At 42.6% G+C, this 20,871-nt stretch carries 20 protein-coding genes and 1 riboswitch; of the genes, 18 read left to right on the top strand and 2 right to left on the bottom strand.

All coding sequences use genetic code 11. The annotated features are described in order from the left end of the window. Positions 1-37: 37 nt before the first annotated feature. Complete coding sequence (locus MHB79_RS17865) at positions 38-1,075, bottom strand: pectate lyase family protein (RefSeq protein ID WP_034620341.1); 1,038 nt, start codon at positions 1,073-1,075, stop codon at positions 38-40. A gap of 474 nt (positions 1,076-1,549) precedes the next feature. Here MHB79_RS17865 and sigY point away from each other — a divergent pair, with 474 nt between their 5' ends. The 13 genes from sigY (at position 1,550) to MHB79_RS17800 (ending at position 12,843) form a co-directional block, all read left to right on the top strand. Next, complete coding sequence (sigY, locus tag MHB79_RS17860) at positions 1,550-2,083, top strand: RNA polymerase sigma factor SigY (protein ID WP_003214662.1); 534 nt, start codon at positions 1,550-1,552, stop codon at positions 2,081-2,083. Beyond that, the gene (locus MHB79_RS17855) at positions 2,080-2,391 is read left to right on the top strand and encodes a YxlC family protein (protein ID WP_106029460.1); all 312 of its coding nucleotides are present in this window, start codon (positions 2,080-2,082) and stop codon (positions 2,389-2,391) included. The genes sigY and MHB79_RS17855 overlap by 4 nt, the downstream gene beginning before the upstream one ends. Beyond that, positions 2,388-2,600, top strand: a complete 213-nt coding sequence (locus tag MHB79_RS17850) for a transcriptional regulator (protein WP_268459130.1) — start codon at positions 2,388-2,390, stop codon at positions 2,598-2,600. The genes MHB79_RS17855 and MHB79_RS17850 overlap by 4 nt, the downstream gene beginning before the upstream one ends. A 312-nt stretch (positions 2,601-2,912) precedes the next feature. Continuing rightward, positions 2,913-4,283, top strand: coding sequence for an NADP-specific glutamate dehydrogenase (gene gdhA / locus MHB79_RS17845; protein ID WP_003214886.1), 1,371 nt, complete (start codon positions 2,913-2,915; stop codon positions 4,281-4,283). A gap of 83 nt (positions 4,284-4,366) precedes the next feature. Continuing rightward, a complete protein-coding gene (locus MHB79_RS17840; RefSeq protein WP_003214702.1) occupies positions 4,367-4,480 on the top strand; it encodes a hypothetical protein in 114 nt (37 codons plus the stop codon). 125 nt (positions 4,481-4,605) lie between these two features. Beyond that, the gene (locus MHB79_RS17835; RefSeq protein WP_340990406.1) at positions 4,606-5,988 is read left to right on the top strand and encodes a copper amine oxidase; all 1,383 of its coding nucleotides are present in this window, start codon (positions 4,606-4,608) and stop codon (positions 5,986-5,988) included. Positions 5,989-6,061: 73 nt separating this feature from the next. Beyond that, on the top strand, positions 6,062-6,676 hold the full coding sequence (locus MHB79_RS17830) for a class F sortase (RefSeq protein WP_340990404.1): 615 nt from the start codon (positions 6,062-6,064) through the stop codon (positions 6,674-6,676). 236 nt (positions 6,677-6,912) lie between these two features. Next, positions 6,913-8,856 carry a BglG family transcription antiterminator gene (locus MHB79_RS17825; RefSeq protein ID WP_251190637.1) on the top strand — a complete coding sequence of 648 codons (1,944 nt, stop codon included), beginning with the start codon at positions 6,913-6,915 and terminating at the stop codon, positions 8,854-8,856. 122 nt (positions 8,857-8,978) lie between these two features. After that, a complete protein-coding gene (locus MHB79_RS17820; RefSeq protein ID WP_003214824.1) occupies positions 8,979-9,284 on the top strand; it encodes a PTS sugar transporter subunit IIB in 306 nt (101 codons plus the stop codon). 14 nt (positions 9,285-9,298) lie between these two features. Then, on the top strand, positions 9,299-10,648 hold the full coding sequence (gene celB / locus MHB79_RS17815; RefSeq protein ID WP_340990402.1) for a PTS cellobiose transporter subunit IIC: 1,350 nt from the start codon (positions 9,299-9,301) through the stop codon (positions 10,646-10,648). Positions 10,649-10,674: 26 nt separating this feature from the next. After that, complete coding sequence (locus MHB79_RS17810; protein WP_003215078.1) at positions 10,675-11,001, top strand: PTS lactose/cellobiose transporter subunit IIA; 327 nt, start codon at positions 10,675-10,677, stop codon at positions 10,999-11,001. Beyond that, positions 10,998-12,326, top strand: coding sequence for a 6-phospho-beta-glucosidase (locus MHB79_RS17805; protein ID WP_340990400.1), 1,329 nt, complete (start codon positions 10,998-11,000; stop codon positions 12,324-12,326). The genes MHB79_RS17810 and MHB79_RS17805 overlap by 4 nt, the downstream gene beginning before the upstream one ends. A 118-nt stretch (positions 12,327-12,444) precedes the next feature. Then, positions 12,445-12,843 carry a hypothetical protein gene (locus tag MHB79_RS17800; RefSeq protein ID WP_212045700.1) on the top strand — a complete coding sequence of 133 codons (399 nt, stop codon included), beginning with the start codon at positions 12,445-12,447 and terminating at the stop codon, positions 12,841-12,843. Between the two features lie 317 nt (positions 12,844-13,160). On the opposite strand, the gene MHB79_RS17795 is transcribed toward MHB79_RS17800, so the two are convergent. Beyond that, positions 13,161-14,252 carry a branched-chain amino acid aminotransferase gene (locus tag MHB79_RS17795; RefSeq protein ID WP_340990398.1) on the bottom strand — a complete coding sequence of 364 codons (1,092 nt, stop codon included), beginning with the start codon at positions 14,250-14,252 and terminating at the stop codon, positions 13,161-13,163. A gap of 368 nt (positions 14,253-14,620) precedes the next feature. Between MHB79_RS17795 and MHB79_RS17790 the strand changes: the two genes are divergently transcribed. The 5 genes from MHB79_RS17790 (at position 14,621) to MHB79_RS17770 (ending at position 20,864) form a co-directional block, all read left to right on the top strand. Further along, on the top strand, positions 14,621-16,048 hold the full coding sequence (locus MHB79_RS17790) for a right-handed parallel beta-helix repeat-containing protein (RefSeq protein WP_340990397.1): 1,428 nt from the start codon (positions 14,621-14,623) through the stop codon (positions 16,046-16,048). A gap of 116 nt (positions 16,049-16,164) precedes the next feature. Continuing rightward, a riboswitch (SAM riboswitch) is annotated at positions 16,165-16,274 on the top strand. 168 nt (positions 16,275-16,442) lie between these two features. Next, positions 16,443-17,561 carry a sugar ABC transporter substrate-binding protein gene (locus tag MHB79_RS17785; RefSeq protein WP_340866603.1) on the top strand — a complete coding sequence of 373 codons (1,119 nt, stop codon included), beginning with the start codon at positions 16,443-16,445 and terminating at the stop codon, positions 17,559-17,561. A gap of 69 nt (positions 17,562-17,630) precedes the next feature. After that, on the top strand, positions 17,631-19,127 hold the full coding sequence (locus tag MHB79_RS17780; RefSeq protein WP_340990396.1) for a sugar ABC transporter ATP-binding protein: 1,497 nt from the start codon (positions 17,631-17,633) through the stop codon (positions 19,125-19,127). Beyond that, positions 19,124-20,137 carry an ABC transporter permease gene (locus MHB79_RS17775; protein ID WP_340990394.1) on the top strand — a complete coding sequence of 338 codons (1,014 nt, stop codon included), beginning with the start codon at positions 19,124-19,126 and terminating at the stop codon, positions 20,135-20,137. The genes MHB79_RS17780 and MHB79_RS17775 overlap by 4 nt, the downstream gene beginning before the upstream one ends. Positions 20,138-20,231: 94 nt before the next feature. After that, the gene (locus tag MHB79_RS17770; RefSeq protein ID WP_050944526.1) at positions 20,232-20,864 is read left to right on the top strand and encodes a GTP pyrophosphokinase; all 633 of its coding nucleotides are present in this window, start codon (positions 20,232-20,234) and stop codon (positions 20,862-20,864) included. Positions 20,865-20,871 lie beyond the last annotated feature (7 nt).

Raw genomic sequence — 20,871 nt, 5'->3', positions numbered from 1 at the left:
GTTCGGACAGAGATTTCTGCCCGAACGTTTTGTGGTTTTAAGGATTTACCTTTCCAACACCAGCATTTGATACCACTTCTGATTTGACATTGTTCACGTTAAGCAAGGAGTAGTTATAAGGAGGGTTGTACGTACCTGTAGAAGACGTTGGCAGACTGCCTGAGCTGTTAATATATGAGTTGTTGATGACATGCCATGTACCGACTTGACGGCTGTCCCAGCTGCCAATCGCATTTTTTGTATTTTCAAATACGTTGTGCTCAATTCTCATTTTTGCGCCCATACGAGAGTTAATTGCAGTTGTCAGGATGCCTTTGTAATAGTTGTTATAGACATGTCCTTCCCCAAAGCGCATAGATGGTACACGAGAATTCAGGTTTTCGAAACGGTTGTTGTGGAATGTGATTTTTCGGTTGTAGTTGTCGTTATCAGAGCTGCCCATGAGCATCGTTTTCCAGCTGTCATGAACATAGTTCCATGAGAAGGTAATATAATCGGAGTCATTTTTCACATCGAATAATCCATCATAATCATCTTTACCAGAGTTTAATGTATTGTACAGTTCATTATGATCGACCCATACGTTTTTAGAAGCGCCTTCGATTCCGATGGCATCCTTATCACCGATTTTGCTGTGATGGATTTTCAGGTTGCGGATGATGATGTTATTGGCACGCCATACTTTAATGCCAATTCCATTAAATTCACCTTTTGTGCCTTTGCCGACGATTGAGACATTGTTTGTATCTTTCACATCGATTTTATTGGCAGATGTATTAGAAGGGGTAATCGTCCCGTCGACAACAATTTTTAATTTTTCGTTTGTTCCTTTACTTTTGAGGGCAGCCAATAGCTCATTTCCAGTTTTGACTGTGACGGTTTTACCGCCTTCACCGCCTGTTGTGCCGCCATTTAATGTGGAGAATCCTTGTTGATTAAAATTGGCCATAATAGAAGGGCTTTCGGGATACTTTACTGCCGCCTTTGCCTCCCCATTAGGTGCAAATAATGAAGTCACGAGACCAACCGCTAACACACCAGCTAACATTGGAACTTTTTTCTTCAAAGTCAACATCTCCATTCATTTTTGTTTTAATGTAAACGTTTCCAAAAATAAGCTGCAATTCAACTGCTCCTCCTTTCTTCGCCAGTATTGCCTTTTTCGGAATGTAGGAAGAGCATAGCATGCAAAAAGGTATCATCGGCTAAGAATTGGCGCTTTGTATTCCATGATTTTCTAGAAAACTAAGGCCATGATTATTTTATTTTCATCTAAATGAGACAAGGATCATTGACGATAGGTATTGGGATGACCTAGTGATTATGGGGGAGAGCATCTCCGCTTGATAGAAAATCAGAACGCATCATTTTGTTAGAGATGAAGGAATGTCATAATCATTACATAAGAAAAAACTGGTTATTTAACGCTTCAATTACTGGATCAACAGGGAGAAAAGCAGACAAGCTAAAAAAATAAAATCTATTTTGAACGATATCGTCATACGTGTCGTCTCATGAATAAGAGAAGAAAAAGGAAGGAGGGGTGTGTTTGGAGCAGACAGAAGAGACATTATTGATTCAGCGGGCAAAGCAGGGGGATGATGCTGCATTTACAGCTCTTTATCGCCATCATTATTCCTTTCTTTACCGTTATATAATGAAGCTCACCCTTCAACAAGAGCTTGCAGAAGAAATCATGCAAGAAACGATGCTGAAAGCGTACATGAAACTCTCTTCTTTTAGAGGAGATTCCTTATTTTCAACATGGCTCATATCCATTGCATCTAGACAATTTTTGGATCACCAGAAGAAAAGAAAACGTGAACAATTGAGGGAAGGAAAGGCGAATCAAGAGACGATACGCCGTTTTAAATGGGAGATTCAGCAAAAGGGACATACATGGCATGAGATGTGGGATGCTCTTAACGAATTGAAGGCTCAGGAGAGAGCGCCGATTATTTTGCACTATTATTATGGCTTTACTTACCCAGAGATTGCTTCAATGCTCGGGATGAGAGAAGGCACTGTGAAGTCGAGGGTTCATCATGGATTAAAGAAAATTCGAAAGGAGTGGTCTCAATGAAGGAAGATCAGTTCACCGAACGTTTAAAGGAAGAGTTACAGCAACTAGATGATCAAATCGAAGTGAAAGAGCCAAGTGAACAGGCTGTCATGATGATGCTGAAGCAGGCGAAGGAACAAGAGAAAAGGCGTTTTAAACAAGAAGTACTGGCGTACGTTCTCATCAGTCTGACCATTCTCACACTATTTGTCGCTGCCATCACCCATTTGCCTATCATCTTCATTCTTCTTCAAGTAGTGAGTGTGCCGCTCTGCGTCATTGTCGGCATCAAGGAATATCAACATAGTAAAGGAGGGTCTTCCTTATGAGTCAGTCGGAGATGATCATCTTATTGTGCGCATTGCCGTTACTATTTGCGCAGGGCCTTCTTTTATTTATGGATGCCAAAAAAAGAGGACGTTATAAGTGGTTTTGGGGCATTGTCGGTTTAATTAACTTCCCATCGTCTTCTATTTTATATTGGTTTTGTGTCGTGTACCCTGATCGAAAAAAAGAGAAGGAGATCCGAAAAGATTGAGCAGAGGTCTATAAAACTTTAGGCCTTTTTTCTTGTTGAAGATCAACTAGAAATCATTCATGGTTCATCTAATTGTCAAAGAGTGCGGGATATATAACGTCTAAATCATGATTTCTAGCTCAATAGTCATTCTGTAAGGGATACTTTCTAAAAACGATTGCGGCGGCTGCTTGATCCATCTCAAATCGGCATCATTTTCATCTGTTATCAGTATTGATCAGTTTTTACAAATGGTGTTAAATTAATCTCAATATGCGTTAGAAAATCTAACAGGATAAATGTGTGAAGATATACAAAGGAGGCAGATGAGACATGTTGACCTTAGATCGAGCAGCACAAACAGCACAAAGCTACATCGACCGTGTGTTAGAAGAGGTGGAAAAACGAAATCCTGGTGAGGAGGAATTTCAGCAAGCCGTAAGAGAAATTCTCGAATCACTCGTTCCCGTTTTTGCAAAGCATCCAGAGTATGAAAAACAAGGCATTTTAGAACGACTCATCGAGCCTGAACGGCTTGTGGTATTTCGCGTACCATGGGTAGATGATGAGGGGAAAGTACAAGTTAATCGGGGATTTAGGGTTCAATTCAACAGTGCCATCGGTCCTTATAAAGGAGGCATTCGTTTCCACCCATCTGTCAATGCAAGCATTATTAAGTTTTTAGGATTTGAACAAATCTTTAAAAACGCACTGACTGGTATGCCGATCGGTGGAGGAAAAGGTGGATCAGATTTTGATCCTAAAGGGAAATCGGATGGAGAAATCATGCGTTTCGTTCAAAGCTTTATGAGTGAGCTCAGCCGATATATTGGACCTGATCAAGATGTGCCAGCAGGTGATATTGGCGTAGGGGCACGCGAAATTGGTTATATGTTTGGGCAGTACAAGAAAATGCGTGGTGCTTATGAAGCAGGTGTGCTCACAGGGAAAAGCCCTGGATTTGGAGGCAGCTTAGCGAGAAAAGAAGCGACAGGCTATGGATTGGTGTACTTTATGGAAGAAATGTTAAAAGCGCATGGACTTCAATTTGAAGGACGTTCAGTTGTCGTGTCCGGCTCAGGGAATGTGTCTATTTATGCGATGGAGAAGGTCATAGAGCTAGGTGGTAAGGTCGTTGCGTGCAGTGATTCAAGCGGAGCGATTTATGATCCACAAGGCATTTCACTTGAAACAGTGAAGCAGCTGAAGGAAGTAAGCAATCAACGGATTGGGGCATACATAGACATTCACCCGCATGCTGAATTGATTGAAGATTGCGAACAAATTTGGTCTGTTCCTTGTGACATTGCGCTTCCATGTGCAACGCAAAATGAAATATCTGAGATGCAGGCACAGCAACTCGTGGAAAATGGTGTCATTGCGGTAGGAGAAGGAGCGAATATGCCTTCTACTCTAAAGGCAGTCAAAGTTTTTGAACAGAATGATATTCTATTCGCGCCAGCAAAAGCGGCGAATGCAGGCGGGGTAGGTGTCTCAGCGCTGGAAATGGCGCAAAATAGTGCAAGAATGTCTTGGACATTTGAGGAAGTAGATGATCAGCTGAAACAAATGATGCAGACGATTTATCGTCAGTGTACAGAGACAGCGGACGAATATGGACACTCTGGAAACTTAATAGTAGGAGCAAATATTGCAGGATTTCGCAAAGTGGCAGATGCGATGATCGCACAAGGCGTGATTTAACTCCTGCTCTCCCGCACCTGTTTATTTCATGCCAAGATGGGGAATCTTCCTTGTAAGAATGACAATAAGGAGGCGCGGGAGAAATGAAAAAATGGTTGAAACAAATTTTTAAATGGGCACCTGTGATTTATCCAGTGGTGAGAAAAATATATAAAGAGCGGAAAGCATCTAAACGTCGTAACGTATCAGCCGGATAATCCGGCTTTTTTTATGCAAGCATGACCGATTGTGCGCTAAACAAAAAAAGATGATAGATTTGAATGATCCATTTCATGCTTCTTTCCGTTAAGTACATAACAAACGGAAAGAGGAGGAAAAACAGATGAACATGAAAAAAGCGATTTTAACCATTCCGCTTAGCGCAGCATTACTATTTCCGGCAGCCCATAGCGCAAGTGCACACGAAGGACATATGCATGGAGAGGCAAAGAAGACATCTTCGTCACAAGAGGTGTCAAACAAAGCAACCGATCTTCGAGCAGCACTAGACCAGTTATTTTCGGAGCATGCCTACTTAGCAGTCATCACAATGCAAAAGGGAATTGACGGCAGCAAAGATTTTAAACAAGCAGCGGCAGCGCTAAATGACAACACAAATGACTTATCAGAAGCCATCGCTTCTGTGTACGGAAAAAAAGCTGGGAAACAATTCAAAGACATTTGGTCAAGCCATATCGGCTACTTTGTGGATTATGTACAAGCAACCGCAAAGAAAGATGAGGCAGGTAAAAAGAAAGCAGTCAAGCAGCTTGACCAATATCGTATGAAACAAGCCGACATGCTCGATCAAGCAACAGGCGGGAGGTTGAAAGCAAGTGAGCTTGAAGAAGGCTTGAAGATGCATGTGAACGAACTATTAAAAGCGTTTGACAGCTACACAGAAAAGGATTTTGATACGACCTATGAGACTGTTAGAAAATCCATTCATCATATGTTTGAAGTAGGCAAAGGCGTATCGTGGGCGATCACAGATCAATTTCCTGGGAAATTTGATCATAAATCTGTCGATACACCAGCTGCAGATCTTCGTGAAGATTTAAACTACTTGTTCTCAGAGCATTTGGCACTTGCGGTCGTTGCCATGCAAAAAGGAAATGATGGTAGCAAGGACTTTGATCAAGCAGCAGCAACTTTGAACGAGAATACAAATGATTTATCTAATGCGATTGCATCTGTTTATGGTAAGGATGCAGGAAAACAATTCAAATCCATTTGGTCAAGCCATATTGGTTACTTAGTTGATTATGTCAAAGCGGATGCATCAGGAGACAAAGAAGCGAAAGAAAAAGCTGTGAAAAACTTGGATGCATATCGGATGAAGCAAGCGAAATTTCTAGATCAAGCGACAGATGGCCGTTTAAAGGCGGCGGATTTAGAAGCTGGCTTAAAAATGCATATTGATGAGCTGATCAAAACATATACGGCTTACCATAATGGCGAATATGATCAGCTTTATCCAACAGTGAGAGAGGCGTACGGTCATATGTTCATGGTCGGTCAAGATGTCGCAGCAGCGATTGTTGATCAGCATCCTGAACTGTTCAAATCTAACATGCCTAACGAAATGCCGAAAACAGGTATGGGAGGCACAGCCGGTCCTTTAGGTATGTCATATGAAGCATTTGCGGGATTAATCGCAAGCTTGATCCTAGCAGGCGGTGCAATGGGTGCGTTCTTCCTAATTCGTCGTAAGACATCAAATTAAGCTTATATCAAAACAAAAGGGGGGGAACGTGCACAATCGTGCCGTTCCTTTCTTTCAAAGGAGGCAGACTGACTTGAAAAGGTGGCTGTTTGGTCTTCTGATGCTTCTTGTCATCACGGGCTGTGCATCAAAATCGATGGATGATTCGTCATCCGCTAAAACAACCTCATCTCCTGAAAAAATGACAACAAACCAAGTCACAAAACAGTCTCATTCAAAAGCCATGTTAAAAGACGAACCGTCCGGTATTGTCCCGGCTGAAATTGCGATTCCGGCGATTGATGTCAAAGCAAAAGTAGAGAAAACCACTTTATCAAAGGATGGCAGTATGGGCGTTCCAAAAAATACGGACAACACAGCTTGGTTTAAGGATGGTCCGAAGCCAGGAGATAAAGGAAATGCCGTTATGAATGGTCATGTTGATAATAAGTGGGGACCTTCTGTTTTTTATCGATTGAAGGAGCTGAAAAAGGGAGACAAGGTAATCGTGACATCCATATCAGGTAAAAAGCGAACCTTTGAAGTCGTCAAAGTGCAAAGCTATCCGCGTGAAGAAAAACCAAATGCGTTTTTCGGGTATGCTTTTACACGGAATCTCAATTTAATCACGTGTACAGGGACATTTGATCATGCAGCAGGGACTCATGAAAAAAGATTGGTTGTCTTTACGCAGCTGATTTCTTCATAAAAGGCGATGATACGGAGGTGTATCGCCTTTTTTTCATGGTTTCCCCAGCGGTCCTACCAAAAGATTCATAGGTCATTGGATAGGGTTTGTTGTATAAATAGGGGCGTTTGTCATATAAATGAGATGGCAATTTTTATTTCTTTTCAGTAGAATATGAGTAATGAAGAGAACTGCAAGCGTATACACCTTGTCCAGACAAGGCAGATTCTCCACCCTTACATAAGGAGGCCGATCTGATGCTGAGTAAAAGACTGGCGCACATCTTAAGTCAGCTCATGGCAGCGGAGACCCCGCTCACAAGCGCTGCGCTTTCTGTCAGTTTACAAGTAACAAGCCGCACCATTCGTACAGACATCAAGGAACTGAACGACTGTCTTGCTCCTTATCAAGCGGCTGTAACAGCTGTTCGAGGAGCTGGTTATGAGCTGTTGATCAACGATGAGAATGCCTTTCGCCGTTTTATGAAAGAGGAGGTCGAACAGGAAGAGCCGCTGGCTGTTCTGCCAGAGGAGCGCGTTCGGTTTATTTTAAAAAAGCTGCTTCTCGCAGAATCTTATGTGAAACTGGAAGACTTACAGCAGCTGCTGTTTATTAGTAAATCGACGATGAGTAACGATATGAAATGGGTTAAACGCAAGCTTGAGCCCTTTGATCTGAAGCTGGAAGCGAAGCCGAATAAAGGCTGCCGGATCAAAGGATCGGAGATGAAAATTCGTTATTGTATGTCAGAATATTTATTCAGTGAACGCCGATCCTGCCAAACGATGCTGAACACGGCAGTCACCATTTTGCCAAAACATGAACTGGAATTGATTCAGAAAACAATCATTGATTATATCAATGAAGAACGAATGAATCTATCAGACATTTGCATGAATAATTTAATCGTTCATGTCGCGATTGCCTGCAAACGAATTAGACACGGAAACTATGTATCTGTTTTGCCAGAGGAAATCAATGAGATTCCACGGGCAAAGGAATACGAGGTGGCTAAAAAAATGGTGGAATGCCTTGAAGGACTGCTGGACGTCTCTTTTCCACAAGAAGAGATCGTCTATATCGCCATTCATTTATTAGGAACAGCCAAAATGGTGCAGTCCTTTTCATCGAGCGCTCAAAAACAAATTGTGGATGATGACACGAGCCGTCTTGTCCAGCTGATGCTCCAAGCCGTTGATCAAAAGCTGCAGCTTGATTTAGCCGGTGATGCGGAATTAATGATTGGGCTGAGTCTGCACTTAAAGCCAGCCATGACCCGGTGTAAATATGGGATGAACTTAAGAAATCCAATGCTTGATGAAATAAAGGCGGGGTATCCACTTGCCTTTGAAGCAGGAATTATCGCCAGCAGGGTCCTTGAAGAAGAGGAGGGGCTGAGTATTCATGAGAATGAAATCGGATATATGGCGCTTCATTTTGGTGCGGCTTTAGAACGGAGAAAGATGGAGATTCCACCGAAGCGATGTCTCATCGTCTGTGCGTCTGGTGCAGGGAGTGCAAGGCTGCTTCAGGATCGTTTGCGGTCACAATTTGGGACTAAGCTGACCATTTTAGGAACAGCAGAGCTTTATTCGCTTCCGCATGTCTCTTTACATGCCATGGATTTGATTATTACAACGGTCCCGATTCAGATGGATTTACCGATTCCAGTCATACAAGTGAACACCATTTTGGGAGGCGGCGACTTTTTAAAAATTGAAGAAGCCTTGACGAGTGAAACAAGGGTGACATTGGCCTCTCAATATATGAAAAAGGAATTGGTCTTTACAAAACGCGCCTTTCAAACAAAGGAAGAGGTCATCACTTTTCTCACGAAACAAGTTATCGATATGGGATTAGCACCAGCAGAACTTACACCTTCTGTGATGGAAAGAGAAGAGGCTGCACCGACATCCTTCGGGCATTATACAGCCATTCCGCACCCTATGACGCCGCTGACAGAAGAGACATTTTGGGCGATCTGTTCATTAGAAAAACCGATCATATGGGGAGAGAAAAAAGTTCAATTTGTTTGCTTGCTTTGTGTCGAAAAAGAGAATGCCAAAGATTTAAAAGGGATGTATCGTCTGCTGGGCGAGCTTGTGCACAATGTGAAATTCATTCAGCATCTCATCGCCTGTGATACATTTGAAGACATGCTCGATATCATGTATAAAAAGGCCCCTTCGTACAAGAGCTAACAATGTGATCTTAACTTTTTCCGCTTCCTAAAGGAAAAAGTATAGGTGTTTATGAAAGCGGTTTCATAATATGATGAATGTGTAAAGAAAAGCTACACACTTTCAAAAGGGGGCGTTTACACATGAACATCTTATTGGTTTGTGCAGCAGGTATGTCAACAAGCTTACTAGTCACAAAAATGGAGAAAAGCGCACAAGAACAAGGAAAAGACTATCGTATTTGGGCAGTATCTGGAGATTCAGCAAAAAATCATATTGATCAAGCCGATGTGCTTTTATTAGGACCACAGGTTCGATATTTATTACCACAAATGAAAAAGCTCGGAGAAGAAAAAGGGATTCCAGTCGACGTCATCAATACCGTGCATTACGGCGTATGTAATGGGGCTGAGGTTTTAAAATCTGCTGAACAGTTAGTGAACGGATAAAGGGGGCGGAAGGGATGAATGGATTCAACCGATTTCTAGAAGAGAAGGTCATGCCGTTTGCAGGGAAGATTGCCGCTCAAAGACATTTACAAGCATTGCGTGACGGAATTGTTTTAACCATGCCTCTCATTATTGTCGGTTCACTGTTTCTCATTTTAGCCAACCTTCCGATCCCAGGATACAGCGATTTTATGGCAAGTATCTTCGGAGCAGAATGGGCCACGAAACTATCCTATCCTGTTAATGCGACCTTTGACATTATGGCACTTGTTGCAACCTTCGGGATTGCCTACAGGCTTGCTGAAAAGTATGCAGTGGATGCCCTATCATCTGGTGCGATCGCTGTTGCAGCTTTCCTTTTGGCAACACCATATCAAGTTCCTTTCACACCTGAAGGCTCAACAGAAGCCATCTTAGTAGGTGGGGGAATTCCAGTTACATTGATGGGCAGTAAAGGGTTATTCGTTGCCATGATTATTGCCATGCTTTCAACTGAAATTTACCGATTCATCGTCCAGCGGAATATCGTCATTAGGATGCCTGATGGTGTACCGCCAGCAGTGAGTAAATCGTTTATCGCACTTATTCCAGGTTTTGTGGTCATCACGCTGATCTGGGTCGCTAGACTTTTGATTGAGATGACACCATTTGAGAGTATTCATAATATCATCACGGTCTTAATTGGCACACCGCTTTCCATTCTTGGTGGAAGCTTAGGCGGAAGTATTGTCGCCATTGGTGTGCAAATGCTCCTCTGGGCATGTGGTATTCACGGAGCAACCATTGTCGGCGGCGTCATGGGTCCAATTTGGCTCGGTGCGATGGATGAGAACCGTCTCGCATTCCAAGCAGGAGAAGTGCTGCCAAATATCTTCACAGCGCAGTTCTTTGAAATCTTCATCAATGTCGGCGGAAGCGGTGCAACGCTTGCCTTGGTGCTGACGATGATCTTACGTGCCAGAAGTAAACAAATGAAACAACTTGGCCGACTTGCCATTGGGCCAGCCATCTTTAACATCAACGAACCGATCATCTTTGGAATGCCGATTGTTATGAATCCAATGCTTCTGATTCCGTTTATCCTTACGCCAATCATGATGATCATCACGACATATATCGGAATGAGCACAGGGCTTGTCGCAAAACCGGCGGGGATAGCGGTCCCATGGACGATGCCGCCTATCATTTCAGGCTATCTCGCCACAGGAGGCAAAATCTCAGGTGCTGTCATGCAGCTGATTAACCTAGCGTTGTCATTCGCTTTATACTACCCATTCTTTAGAATGTGGGATAAGCAGAAATTAAAAGAAGAAAATGAACTAGAAACAAATGCAACAACTGATGAAAATGTCGTCAGCATGTAATAGAGGAAACAAGGGGGATGCGGCCGATGGAAATGGAACAAATTGTGTTTCAACTCATCTTACACGGCGGGAATGGCAGAAGCTCTGCGATGGAGGCCATTACATGTGCAAAGCAAGGGAATTTTGATGAGGCGAAGCAAAAATTGCAGGAAGCACAAGACGCGTTAAATGAGGCGCATCACGCACAGACAGAGCTGATCCAAGGAGAAATTAGAGGAGAAAAGACCGATATTAGCCTCTTAATGATCCATGCACAGGATCATCTCATGAACGCAATGACCGTCAAGGAGCTTGCGGCGGAAATCATCGAGCTCCATGAAAAAATGAAGCAACTCGGAGGTGTCAATTCATGAAAGATAGAATCAAAATTGTCACAATAGGCGGAGGATCAAGCTATACGCCTGAGCTTGTCGAAGGATTTATCAAACGATATCATGAATTGCCTATAAAGGAATTATGGCTCGTGGATATTGAAGCGGGTCAGGAAAAGTTAAACATCGTGGGTGCTCTCGCGAAACGCATGGTCGAAAAAGCCGGTCTGCCGATTGAGGTACACCTGACGCTTGACCGCCGGGAAGCCCTGAAGGACGCAGATTTCGTGACAACACAATTTCGTGTAGGACTGCTGGAAGCACGGGCTAAGGATGAGAGAATCCCACTTAAATATGGCGTCATCGGTCAGGAAACGAACGGACCAGGCGGCTTATTTAAAGGCCTTCGAACCATCCCAGTCATTCTAGATATCGTGAAGGATATGGAAGAGCTTTGTCCAGATGCATGGCTTGTGAACTTTACAAATCCGGCGGGCATGGTCACAGAAGCTGTGCTACGCTACACAAATCTAAAAAAAGTAGTCGGTCTATGTAATGTCCCAATTGGGATAAAAATGGGGATTGCCAAGGCGCTTGATGTGGAAGTTGAACGGATCGAGGTACAGTTTGCCGGTCTCAATCACATGGTCTATGGATTAGACGTATATTTAGACGGGGTCAGCATTATGGATCAAGTACTCGATGAATTAGGAAATCCGAATAGTCAGTGGTCTATGAAGAACATTGAAGCGAAAAACTGGGAACCTTCTTTTGTAAAAGGATTAGGAGTGATCCCATGTCCGTATCATCGCTATTACTATAAAACAAAGGATATGCTGGAAGAAGAGCAAAAAGCGGCCCAAGAAAAAGGAACAAGAGCAGAGGTTGTCCAGCAGGTCGAGCACGAATTATTTGAGCTCTATAAAGATCCTGAATTATCGATTAAACCACCACAGCTCGAAAAAAGAGGCGGGGCATATTACAGTGATGCGGCATGTAACTTAATCAGCTCCATCTATAATGATAAGCATGACATCCAACCAGTCAATACAGTGAACAGAGGGGCGATTGCCAGCATTCCGGCTGATTCAGCGGTTGAAGTGAACTGTATCATTACGAAGGACGGACCAAAACCAATCGCGACGGGTGATCTGCCTGTAGCTGTGAGAGGGCTCGTTCAACAAATCAAATCATTCGAGCGTGTGGCAGCAGAAGCGGCAGTCACAGGAGATTACGAGACGGCTCTTGTGGCAATGACGATCAATCCGCTTGTCCCTTCTGACGAAATTGCAAAGCAAATTTTAGATGAAATGCTCGAAGCACATCGTGAATATTTACCGCAATTCTTCAAATCAGTCAAAGCGTAAAACAAAATGGCCCCTTTATGGGGTCGTTTTTTTATCATGGCCCCATATGGAAATTCAAGAAAGAAGTGTATGATATAAAAAACAGCATGTATGGCTTCAAAGAAAGGACGGTTTGAGTATGGTTGCAATTGGTTTAATGCTTTACGGCTTTATCGTTCAACCTCTGTTGAGTTATGGCACAGTGGTCTTGTTTTTGTATGGAATCATCGCTTCATTTATTGGTCTTATTCGTCATAGACAGTATGTGTGGATCTATGTTCTTCGCCTGCTCGTTTGTTTTACCATTCCAGTAACCAACCTGTTGATGTATTTCGCAACGATTGGTGGAGATGAAAGAGACTTTGATTTCCAGCCGATGCCGTTTGTTTATTATCTTGTCTTTATCCTAGAAATCATCATCGTTTTTTTACCAGAGATCTTTCTACTAATCGAAAGAAAGCGGAGCATCAAAGGGAAACAGTGGATATATATAGGGGCGATTGTGGGTGTATCGGTCTTGTTTTGGTGCACGATTTGATGGGAAGGCTGACTGGACATCTAAGTCTATTTCCCCTTCTTGTTGCGTAACCTTTTTCGTCTAACCTTTACAAAAGTAATAGAAAGAGCAAGGATAGAAATTCCGAGAAACTTAAATAGAAACCGGGTGTGGAACGGTGAATCGTCGAAGCCTGTAGCGATGATGATCGATCCGATGCAAATACCAAAGAACGCTAGTAGATAAGTAAAAAACATACCATCACTCCTTATTATACGTGTGATTACCATTATAAGGTATATCAGAGGGGTGAATAAACAAAAAAGAACCCTTCATGATTGAAAGGTTCTTTTACATGCTTAAGCTTGTTTGACGACCGAATCGACTTCTACTGTCCAGCCGAAGATATCTGGTTGTGTTCCTTTTTGAATACCCGTAATGGCTTCATACAATTTCTTCGATACTTCACCTGTTTGACCATCTTGAATCACATATGGCTGATCGTGATAAATTAATTCCCCGACAGGAGAGATGACGGCCGCTGTTCCAGTTCCAAAGATTTCTTCAAGCTCGCCTGATTGATGTGCTTCAATTAACTCATCAATCGAAATTTTACGCTCTGTCACTGGAATTCCCCAGTGTTTTAATAGCTCAAGTACAGAGTTACGTGTGATTCCTTCTAAAATGCTACCGTTCAATTCAGGCGTCACGATTTCTCCATTGATTTTAAAGAAAATATTCATACTCCCGACTTCTTCAATGTACTTTTTCTCAACTCCATCAAGCCAAAGAACTTGTGAAAAACCTTTCGTTTCAGCAACTTGCTGTGCCTTGAGGCTTGAGGCGTAGTTTCCAGCTGTTTTGGCATTTCCTGTTCCGCCTTTAACGGCACGGACAAATTCGTTTTCAACGGCAATTTTGACAGGATGGATGCCTTCTTTATAGTAAGACCCCACTGGAGATAGGATAATGAGCAGCTTATATGTGCTTGACGGCGCAACGCCTAAATACGGCTCAGTGGAAATAATGAATGGACGGATATACAATGAAGTGCCCTCTGCATCAGGTACCCAACCCTTATCAATGCGAATGAGTTCATTTAAGCCCTCTAAAACCGTTTCTGTATCAATTTGTGGGATGCACAGGCGGTCATTGGATCTGTTTAAGCGTTCCATGTTCTTTTCCGGACGGAATAAGAGAATTTTCTGATCCTCAGAAACATAAGCCTTCAAGCCTTCAAAAACAGATTGCCCATAATGGTAGACCATCGAAGCTGGGTCCATTGGAATGGCCTGATAAGGGATAATTCTTGGATCATACCAGCCTTGATCAATGGAATAATCCATCACAAACATGTGATCTGTGAAGATTTTTCCGAATTCAAGTTGATCAGATTGAGGTTTTGGTTTTTTTGTTGAACTAAGTTCAACGCGGATGGGTTGTTTTGGCATCGTAAATCTCCTTGCTGTTTGATTATTTGAAAATTCTAATAATATGAAATAATTATGATTCTATTCTATACCTTCACAAAATATTAGCAATAGGTTTTCTGGAATTCAGACAAGAAAAATCTGTTAAAGCGCTTTCCTTCTCTCTGCCGTCAGTCTGCCTCATGTCACCCCTTTTTAATAAAGAAATAAAATCCAAATACATTATTAACTGATTAATCTGACAATTTAAAAGCGGATAAATTACCTGTAAGATATTCTTTCAACCATACACCTTTTGACTAGTACATTGCAAGGGGCATTGTCATATTTTAATCCTCTTTTTTTTAACCGATAAAGAAAGAAGAGAAGTGAAAGGAGCAAACAACAAGATGAAACGAGCGATACCAAGCATTTTACTCATTTTATTCATGACCGTGATCAGCTTCGGCTGTCAAGCGATGACAGAGGAGGCTGGCGCCAAGCAGGGAACTGCCTATTACGTGGCGACAAACGGAAACGACAAAAACCCAGGAACGAAGCAAAAACCTTTTCGCACGCTGAAAAAAGCGGCAAGTATGGCGAAAGCCGGGGCAACCATTTACGTGAGAGGCGGCACATACAAAGAGAAATTGATTGTCCGCCATTCAGGGACAAAGAAAGCACCTGTTATCTTTCAAGCTTACGGAAAAGAAAAACCTGTCATTAGCGGGGCTTCACTCAAAGGAAATCAAGCAGATGGCGGTCTTGTCTCGATCGATGAAAAAAGTTACATTATCCTCAAAGGTCTGACGGTGGGACATCTCAAGACGAATAAGGAAGATCTGACCCCAGTCGGTATTTTCATCAAAGGAAGCGGGAAAGGCGTCAAACTTCTCAACAACCGAGTGTATGACATTCAGACGACACACACAAATGGGAATGCGCACGGTATTGCGGTCTATGGAACAAAAGCTCCTGCAGCCATTGAAGACATCGAAATCAAAGGAAACACTGTTGAAAAATTAAAACTGGGCTTCAGTGAAGCGCTTGTGCTCAATGGGAACGTCAAAAAGTTCCGTGTGACACATAACACCGTCCGCCACACTGATAATATAGGCATTGATTTAATTGGTTTTGAGAACGTAGCACCTTCTAAAAAGTACGATCAAGTCAGAAATGGTGTCGTATCTAGAAACAAAGTGTATGAGATTACGAGTGTAGGAAATCCAGCCTATGGCAAAGACATCTCCGCTGGCGGAATTTATGTGGATGGCGGGAAGGACATTGTGATTGATCATAACATCACACATCACAATGACCTAGGGATTGAAGTCACAAGTGAACATAAAGGAAAAATGGCAGATCGCATTCGCATCGAACACAATCAAGTGTATTTGAACCGTTATACAGGCATTTCAATTGGCGGCTATGATAAAAAGCGAGGCGGAACAACAAATACGACGATCTCACATAATATTTTATACAAAAATGACACAGCCGGCTTAGAAGGCGGTCAATTGTTGATGCAATATCAAGCTGTGAACAATCGAATCACGAGCAATATCATGACAGCGAGTGCCTCGCATTACTTAGTCGTGAATTTTTATGGAGTAAATCAAAAGAATATCTTCCAGAAGAACGTATATGACGACCGCAAAGGTGCAAAAGCATCACAGTGGGTATGGCGCGGGAAATGGATGGAAGGCTACAAAACGTATCTCTCTAAAAGCGGTCAAGATAAAGGATCAGCACATCTCAATCCACAATTTATGAATGAGAAAAAATATGATTTTCGCCTGAAGAAGTCATCACCTGCTAAGAAAATCATCGGAAATTAAGCAAGTCTGAATCGCAAACTCATTGTTTTAAATTTTCAAAAAAATCATTGACATTGATGTGACATCACATTAAAGTAAAGAAGACATTTCAACGAAAACAAAATTTCATAACGGATCTCTTATCAAGAGAGGCAGAGGGACTGGCCCTATGACGCCCGGCAACCGTTTCTACTATAGAAATTGGTGCTAATTCCTGCAAAGCTGTTACAGCTTTGACAGATAAGAGAGGAAGAATCCCGATACATGTTTCATGCAACGGTGATCAAGCCTCTCTTTCCAAGAGAGGCTTTTTTTCGTCTCTTTTTCAAATGAAAGAACAGTTTACTGGCGTTTTCCCACATTTTTACCTAGTTTTCCGATGTGAAAAATAAAAACAACTTGAGGAGGAACAGCAATGAAGCGTAACTATTTTACATCTTGTCTTATATTATTAACGGTATTGACCGTCCTATTAACAGGCTGCGGCACTGGATCAAGTGCAGGCTCAAAGACAAATGCGAACGAAAAGGTCTCCTTTGACAATGTACCGAAGCGATTTGCAAAGGGACAGGGAGCAAAAATTAAAGTCATTCGTAAAATTGGAGGAGATGATCATACAGCGCAGTTTTTAGCTGGGACGAAGGCAGAAGGTGAAGCGCTTGGCTTTACGGTAGATGTCTACACCGCAAATGGAGATACAGCGAAGTTCCATGACGCGATCTCTCAGGCGCTGGAAGAAAATTATGATGGCTTTATCATCTCTCATGGGGACGACGAGGCGACCGTCGCTGACGTGAAAAAGATCACAGCGAAGGGTATTCCAGTCGTAGCGTTCGATTCAAATCCTAAGCTGAAGGACATCAAAGGAGTCACAGTGACGTCTCAAGATGACGAACAATTAGCGAAAAAATCACTAGACGCACTCGTGTCTGACTTTAAAGGAACAGCAAATATTGCGTACCTCTGGGTAGATGGATTCCCGCCAATGGTGAGACGGAACAAGGTCTATCAAGAAACGCTCAAACAACATGCAGGGATCAAGGAACTTGACCGCTTTGGTATTGCCTCCTCTGATACGTCTGTTCAAACACAAAATGCAGTGGCAGCGATGCTGAATAAATATCCAAAGGGCAAACTTGACGCTATTTTTGCTACGTGGGATGCCTTTGCCATTGGCGCAGCAAGAGCGCTAAAGGAAGCAGGAAGAACAGAAGTGAAGATTTATGGGATTGATGTGTCAAATGCGGATCTTCAAGAAATGACAGCAAAAGACAGTCCATGGAAGTACACAGCAGCGGTTGATCCGAAGCTCATTGGCGCAGTTGACGTGAGAATTCTTGCGAAGAAAATAGCGGGTGAGAAAACCCCGTCTTCCTATGATCTTGAGGCCTCTCTCATCTCACAAAAACAGCTTCAACAATCAGGAAAGGCCATCAATATGGTCAATCTTGCAGACGAAGTGAAGGGGTTCGGCTCATCGACTGCCTTTGAAGAAGATTGGATGAAGACCTTGAAGAAGCATTATACAAAATAAACGCCGTGCACTCTCTTCTATAGAGGGTGTTTCGTTTTTCAGATGATGATCATGAGAAGGAGGACATCTATGACTTCGCCGCTAGTTTGTATGAAACATATTTCGATTGAATTCCCAGGAGTAAAAGCGTTAGATCAAGTGAATTTCACATTAAAAAAAGGGACAGTTCATGCACTGATTGGAGCGAATGGTGCTGGGAAGTCCACGTTAATGAAAGTTCTTTCTGGCGCTCATTCGCACTATGAAGGAAGCATCCAAATCAATGGTCAGGCGGCATCGATTCAAACCCCAAAGGATGCGGCCTCATATGGTGTGCAGACGGTTCATCAAGAAGTGGATACAGCTCTCGTTCCCTACTTAAGTGTTGGTGAGAATATGATGATGCATCAGATTGAGAAAAAAACATTTGTCGACTGGAAAGAGCTGCACCGTAAGGCAGCTCAACGATTAAAAGAACTGGACATCGACATCTCCACAAAACGCCTTGTAAGTGATCTGACCCTTGCGGAAAAACAGATGGTGCTCATCGCCAAAGCCGTTTCAATCAAATGTAGCATTTTAATTTTAGATGAACCAACAGCTCCGCTAAGTCATACAGAAACAAACAAATTATTTTCAATGATTGACCGGCTGAAACAGAATGGAACGGGCATTGTGTTTATCTCTCATCGCATGCCTGAAATTTTCACCATATGTGATGAACTGACAGTGATGCGAAATGGAACCGATGTCGCAGCTCACCTTGTTAAAAATACAAATCCGCAGCAGATCATTGAAGAAATGCTAGGTGCGCCATTAGAGGAGCAATTCCCGCTCCGTACACCGTTGAAGGATGCACCTATTGCCCTTGAAGTGAAGCAGCTAAACGACCAGCATAAATTACGCAATATTCATCTTCATGTGAAAAAGGGTGAAATTCTCGGAATTGCAGGCCTTGTCGGTGCTGGAAAAACGGAATTGTGTAAAGCCCTTTTCGGCGCCTCAGAAAAAACGACAGGGACTGTGAAGCTTCATGGTCAAACCGTTCGCATCACATCGCCTCATCAAGCCGTGAGAGCTGGAATGGCCCTTGTGCCAGAAGAACGGAGAAAGGAAGGGATTCTGACAGAAGAGAGCGTGGGGTGGAACTTAACGGCCGCAAGTCTTCGTTCATTCTCAAGCGTGTTCAGCTTTTTACATCGTTCGAAGGAAAAGCGGAAAGCAAACGAAATCGTCAAACGACTAGGTGTCAAAACCCCATCTCTTGAAGCAAAGGTGAAGCATCTATCCGGTGGAAATCAACAGAAGATTGCCATCGGAAAATGGCTGCTGGCTGAAGCGGATGTCTATCTCTTTGATGAACCAACTAAAGGTGTTGACGTTGGAGCGAAAAAAGATATTTTCACGTTGATTGCAGAGCTTGCCGCCCGCGGGAAATCTGTGATTTATGCGTCAAGTGAGCTGTCGGAGATTGCAGGGATCGCAGACCGAGTCTATGTGCTGTATGATGGCAGCATTGCCCGGGAAATGACTGCCCCAACGACTGAAGAAGAGCTTTTATATCATTCAACAGGAGGACAATCATGAGTGAACAACAAATTCCAGCCCCTGTGCAGCAAACGAAAAAACAGCGGCCATCCTTTCATCTATTTGATTTCTTTTATCGATATGGCACGATCTTAACCATTGCTGTATTGGTTGTGGTATTTGCGGCAGCGAATCCAGCGTTTTTGCAATCAGGGAATATTATCAATATTTTACGGTCTATCTCCATTGTGACCATTATTGCGGTGGGCCTTACCATCTCCTTGGCAGTCAACGGCTTTGATTTATCGGTCGGATCAGTCGCAACGTTATCGAATGCAATTGTGATTTCTATGTTTGTGTGGTTTTCGCAAAACCCGCTGATTGCGATCCTCTCTGCGCTAGCAGCTGCCCTTATTGTTGGTTTACTCAATGCCTTGATGATTGTCAAAATGAAAATTCCAGATATGCTCATGACATTAGCCATGATGTTTATTATTCAAGGGCTGGCTCAGACGTATACGAAAGGGGCGACCATTTCTGAAAACATGGTGCTGCCTGATGGTACATTCTCAACGGGTACAATCCCTGCCTTTTTCAGCAAAATCGGACAGGTGCCATATATCATTCTCTTAATGGCAGTGATTGTGCTATTTGCACATGTTTTCATGACCTACACAAAGCACGGACGATTTATGTACATCATTGGAGGGAATAAGGAAGCAGCTCGATTGTCCGGTATTCATGTGAATAAATATAAAATCGCGGCATATCTGCTTTCGGCTTTATTTGCAGCAATCGGCGGTATTGTGCTGGCATCAAGGGTAATGACAGCGGAAATAAATGCGGGTACACCATATTTAATGGATGGCGTAGCGGCAGCTTTTATCGGTTTTTCCGTCATGGGAGCAGGAAAACCAAATGCATTTGGTACTTTTATTGGGGCTGTGCTCATCGGTATTTTGCAAAATGGACTTGTGATGATGTCTGTCCCTTATTACGCGATGGATATTGTGAAAGGCTCTGTACTCGCGCTTGCGCTGGCGTTGACGTATTACAAACAGCGAGGCTGACGACGTATTTTTTAAAACCTTTCGAGTCCCGTCTCCGTCTAGTAAACGGAAAGCGGTGCTGCCGCCGTTTCCCAAAAGGAGATGACAAAAAGAAATGAATATGTCAGCAACTCATGTAGAAGATTTGAAAAACGTCATGGAAGACTGGAAAAATGAATTATTAGTATATAAATTTGCATTAGATGAAATGGATACGAAGTTTTCAATCATTAGCCAGGAATATAATTTAATCCATGGCCACAATCCAATAGAGCATACAAAATCACGGATCAAATCCTTTGAAAGCATTGTAAATAAATTAGCAAGAAAAGGATGCGACATCACAACACAATGTGCCAAGGAGTATATTCATGATATCGCAGGTGTCCGTATCATCTGCTCCTTTATTCAAGATATCTATAATATTATGGATGTATTGAGGCAAAGAGAGGATCTAAAAATCCTTGAAGTGAAGGATTACATTCAACATCCAAAACCAAATGGCTACAGAAGTGTGCATTTAATTGTGGAAATCCCTGTGTACTTAACGAATCGTGTGGAGCATGTGAAGGTTGAGATTCAGGTGCGGACCATAGCGATGGATTTTTGGGCGAGCCTTGAACATAAAATCTATTATAAACTGCAAAACGATGTCCCTCATCAGCTAACCGATGAATTAAAGGAAGCGGCAGATATCGCCCATTACTTAGATGAAAAAATGCAAAATATTAAACGAGAAATCGATTAACGTATAA

Origin of the sequence: Bacillus sp. FSL M7-0558 (assembly GCF_038003245.1) — a bacterium.
GTDB lineage: Bacteria > Bacillota > Bacilli > Bacillales > Bacillaceae > Bacillus > Bacillus pumilus.
The sequence above is the reverse complement of the archived record's forward strand: the minus strand, read 5'-3'. Positions and strand labels throughout refer to the sequence as shown.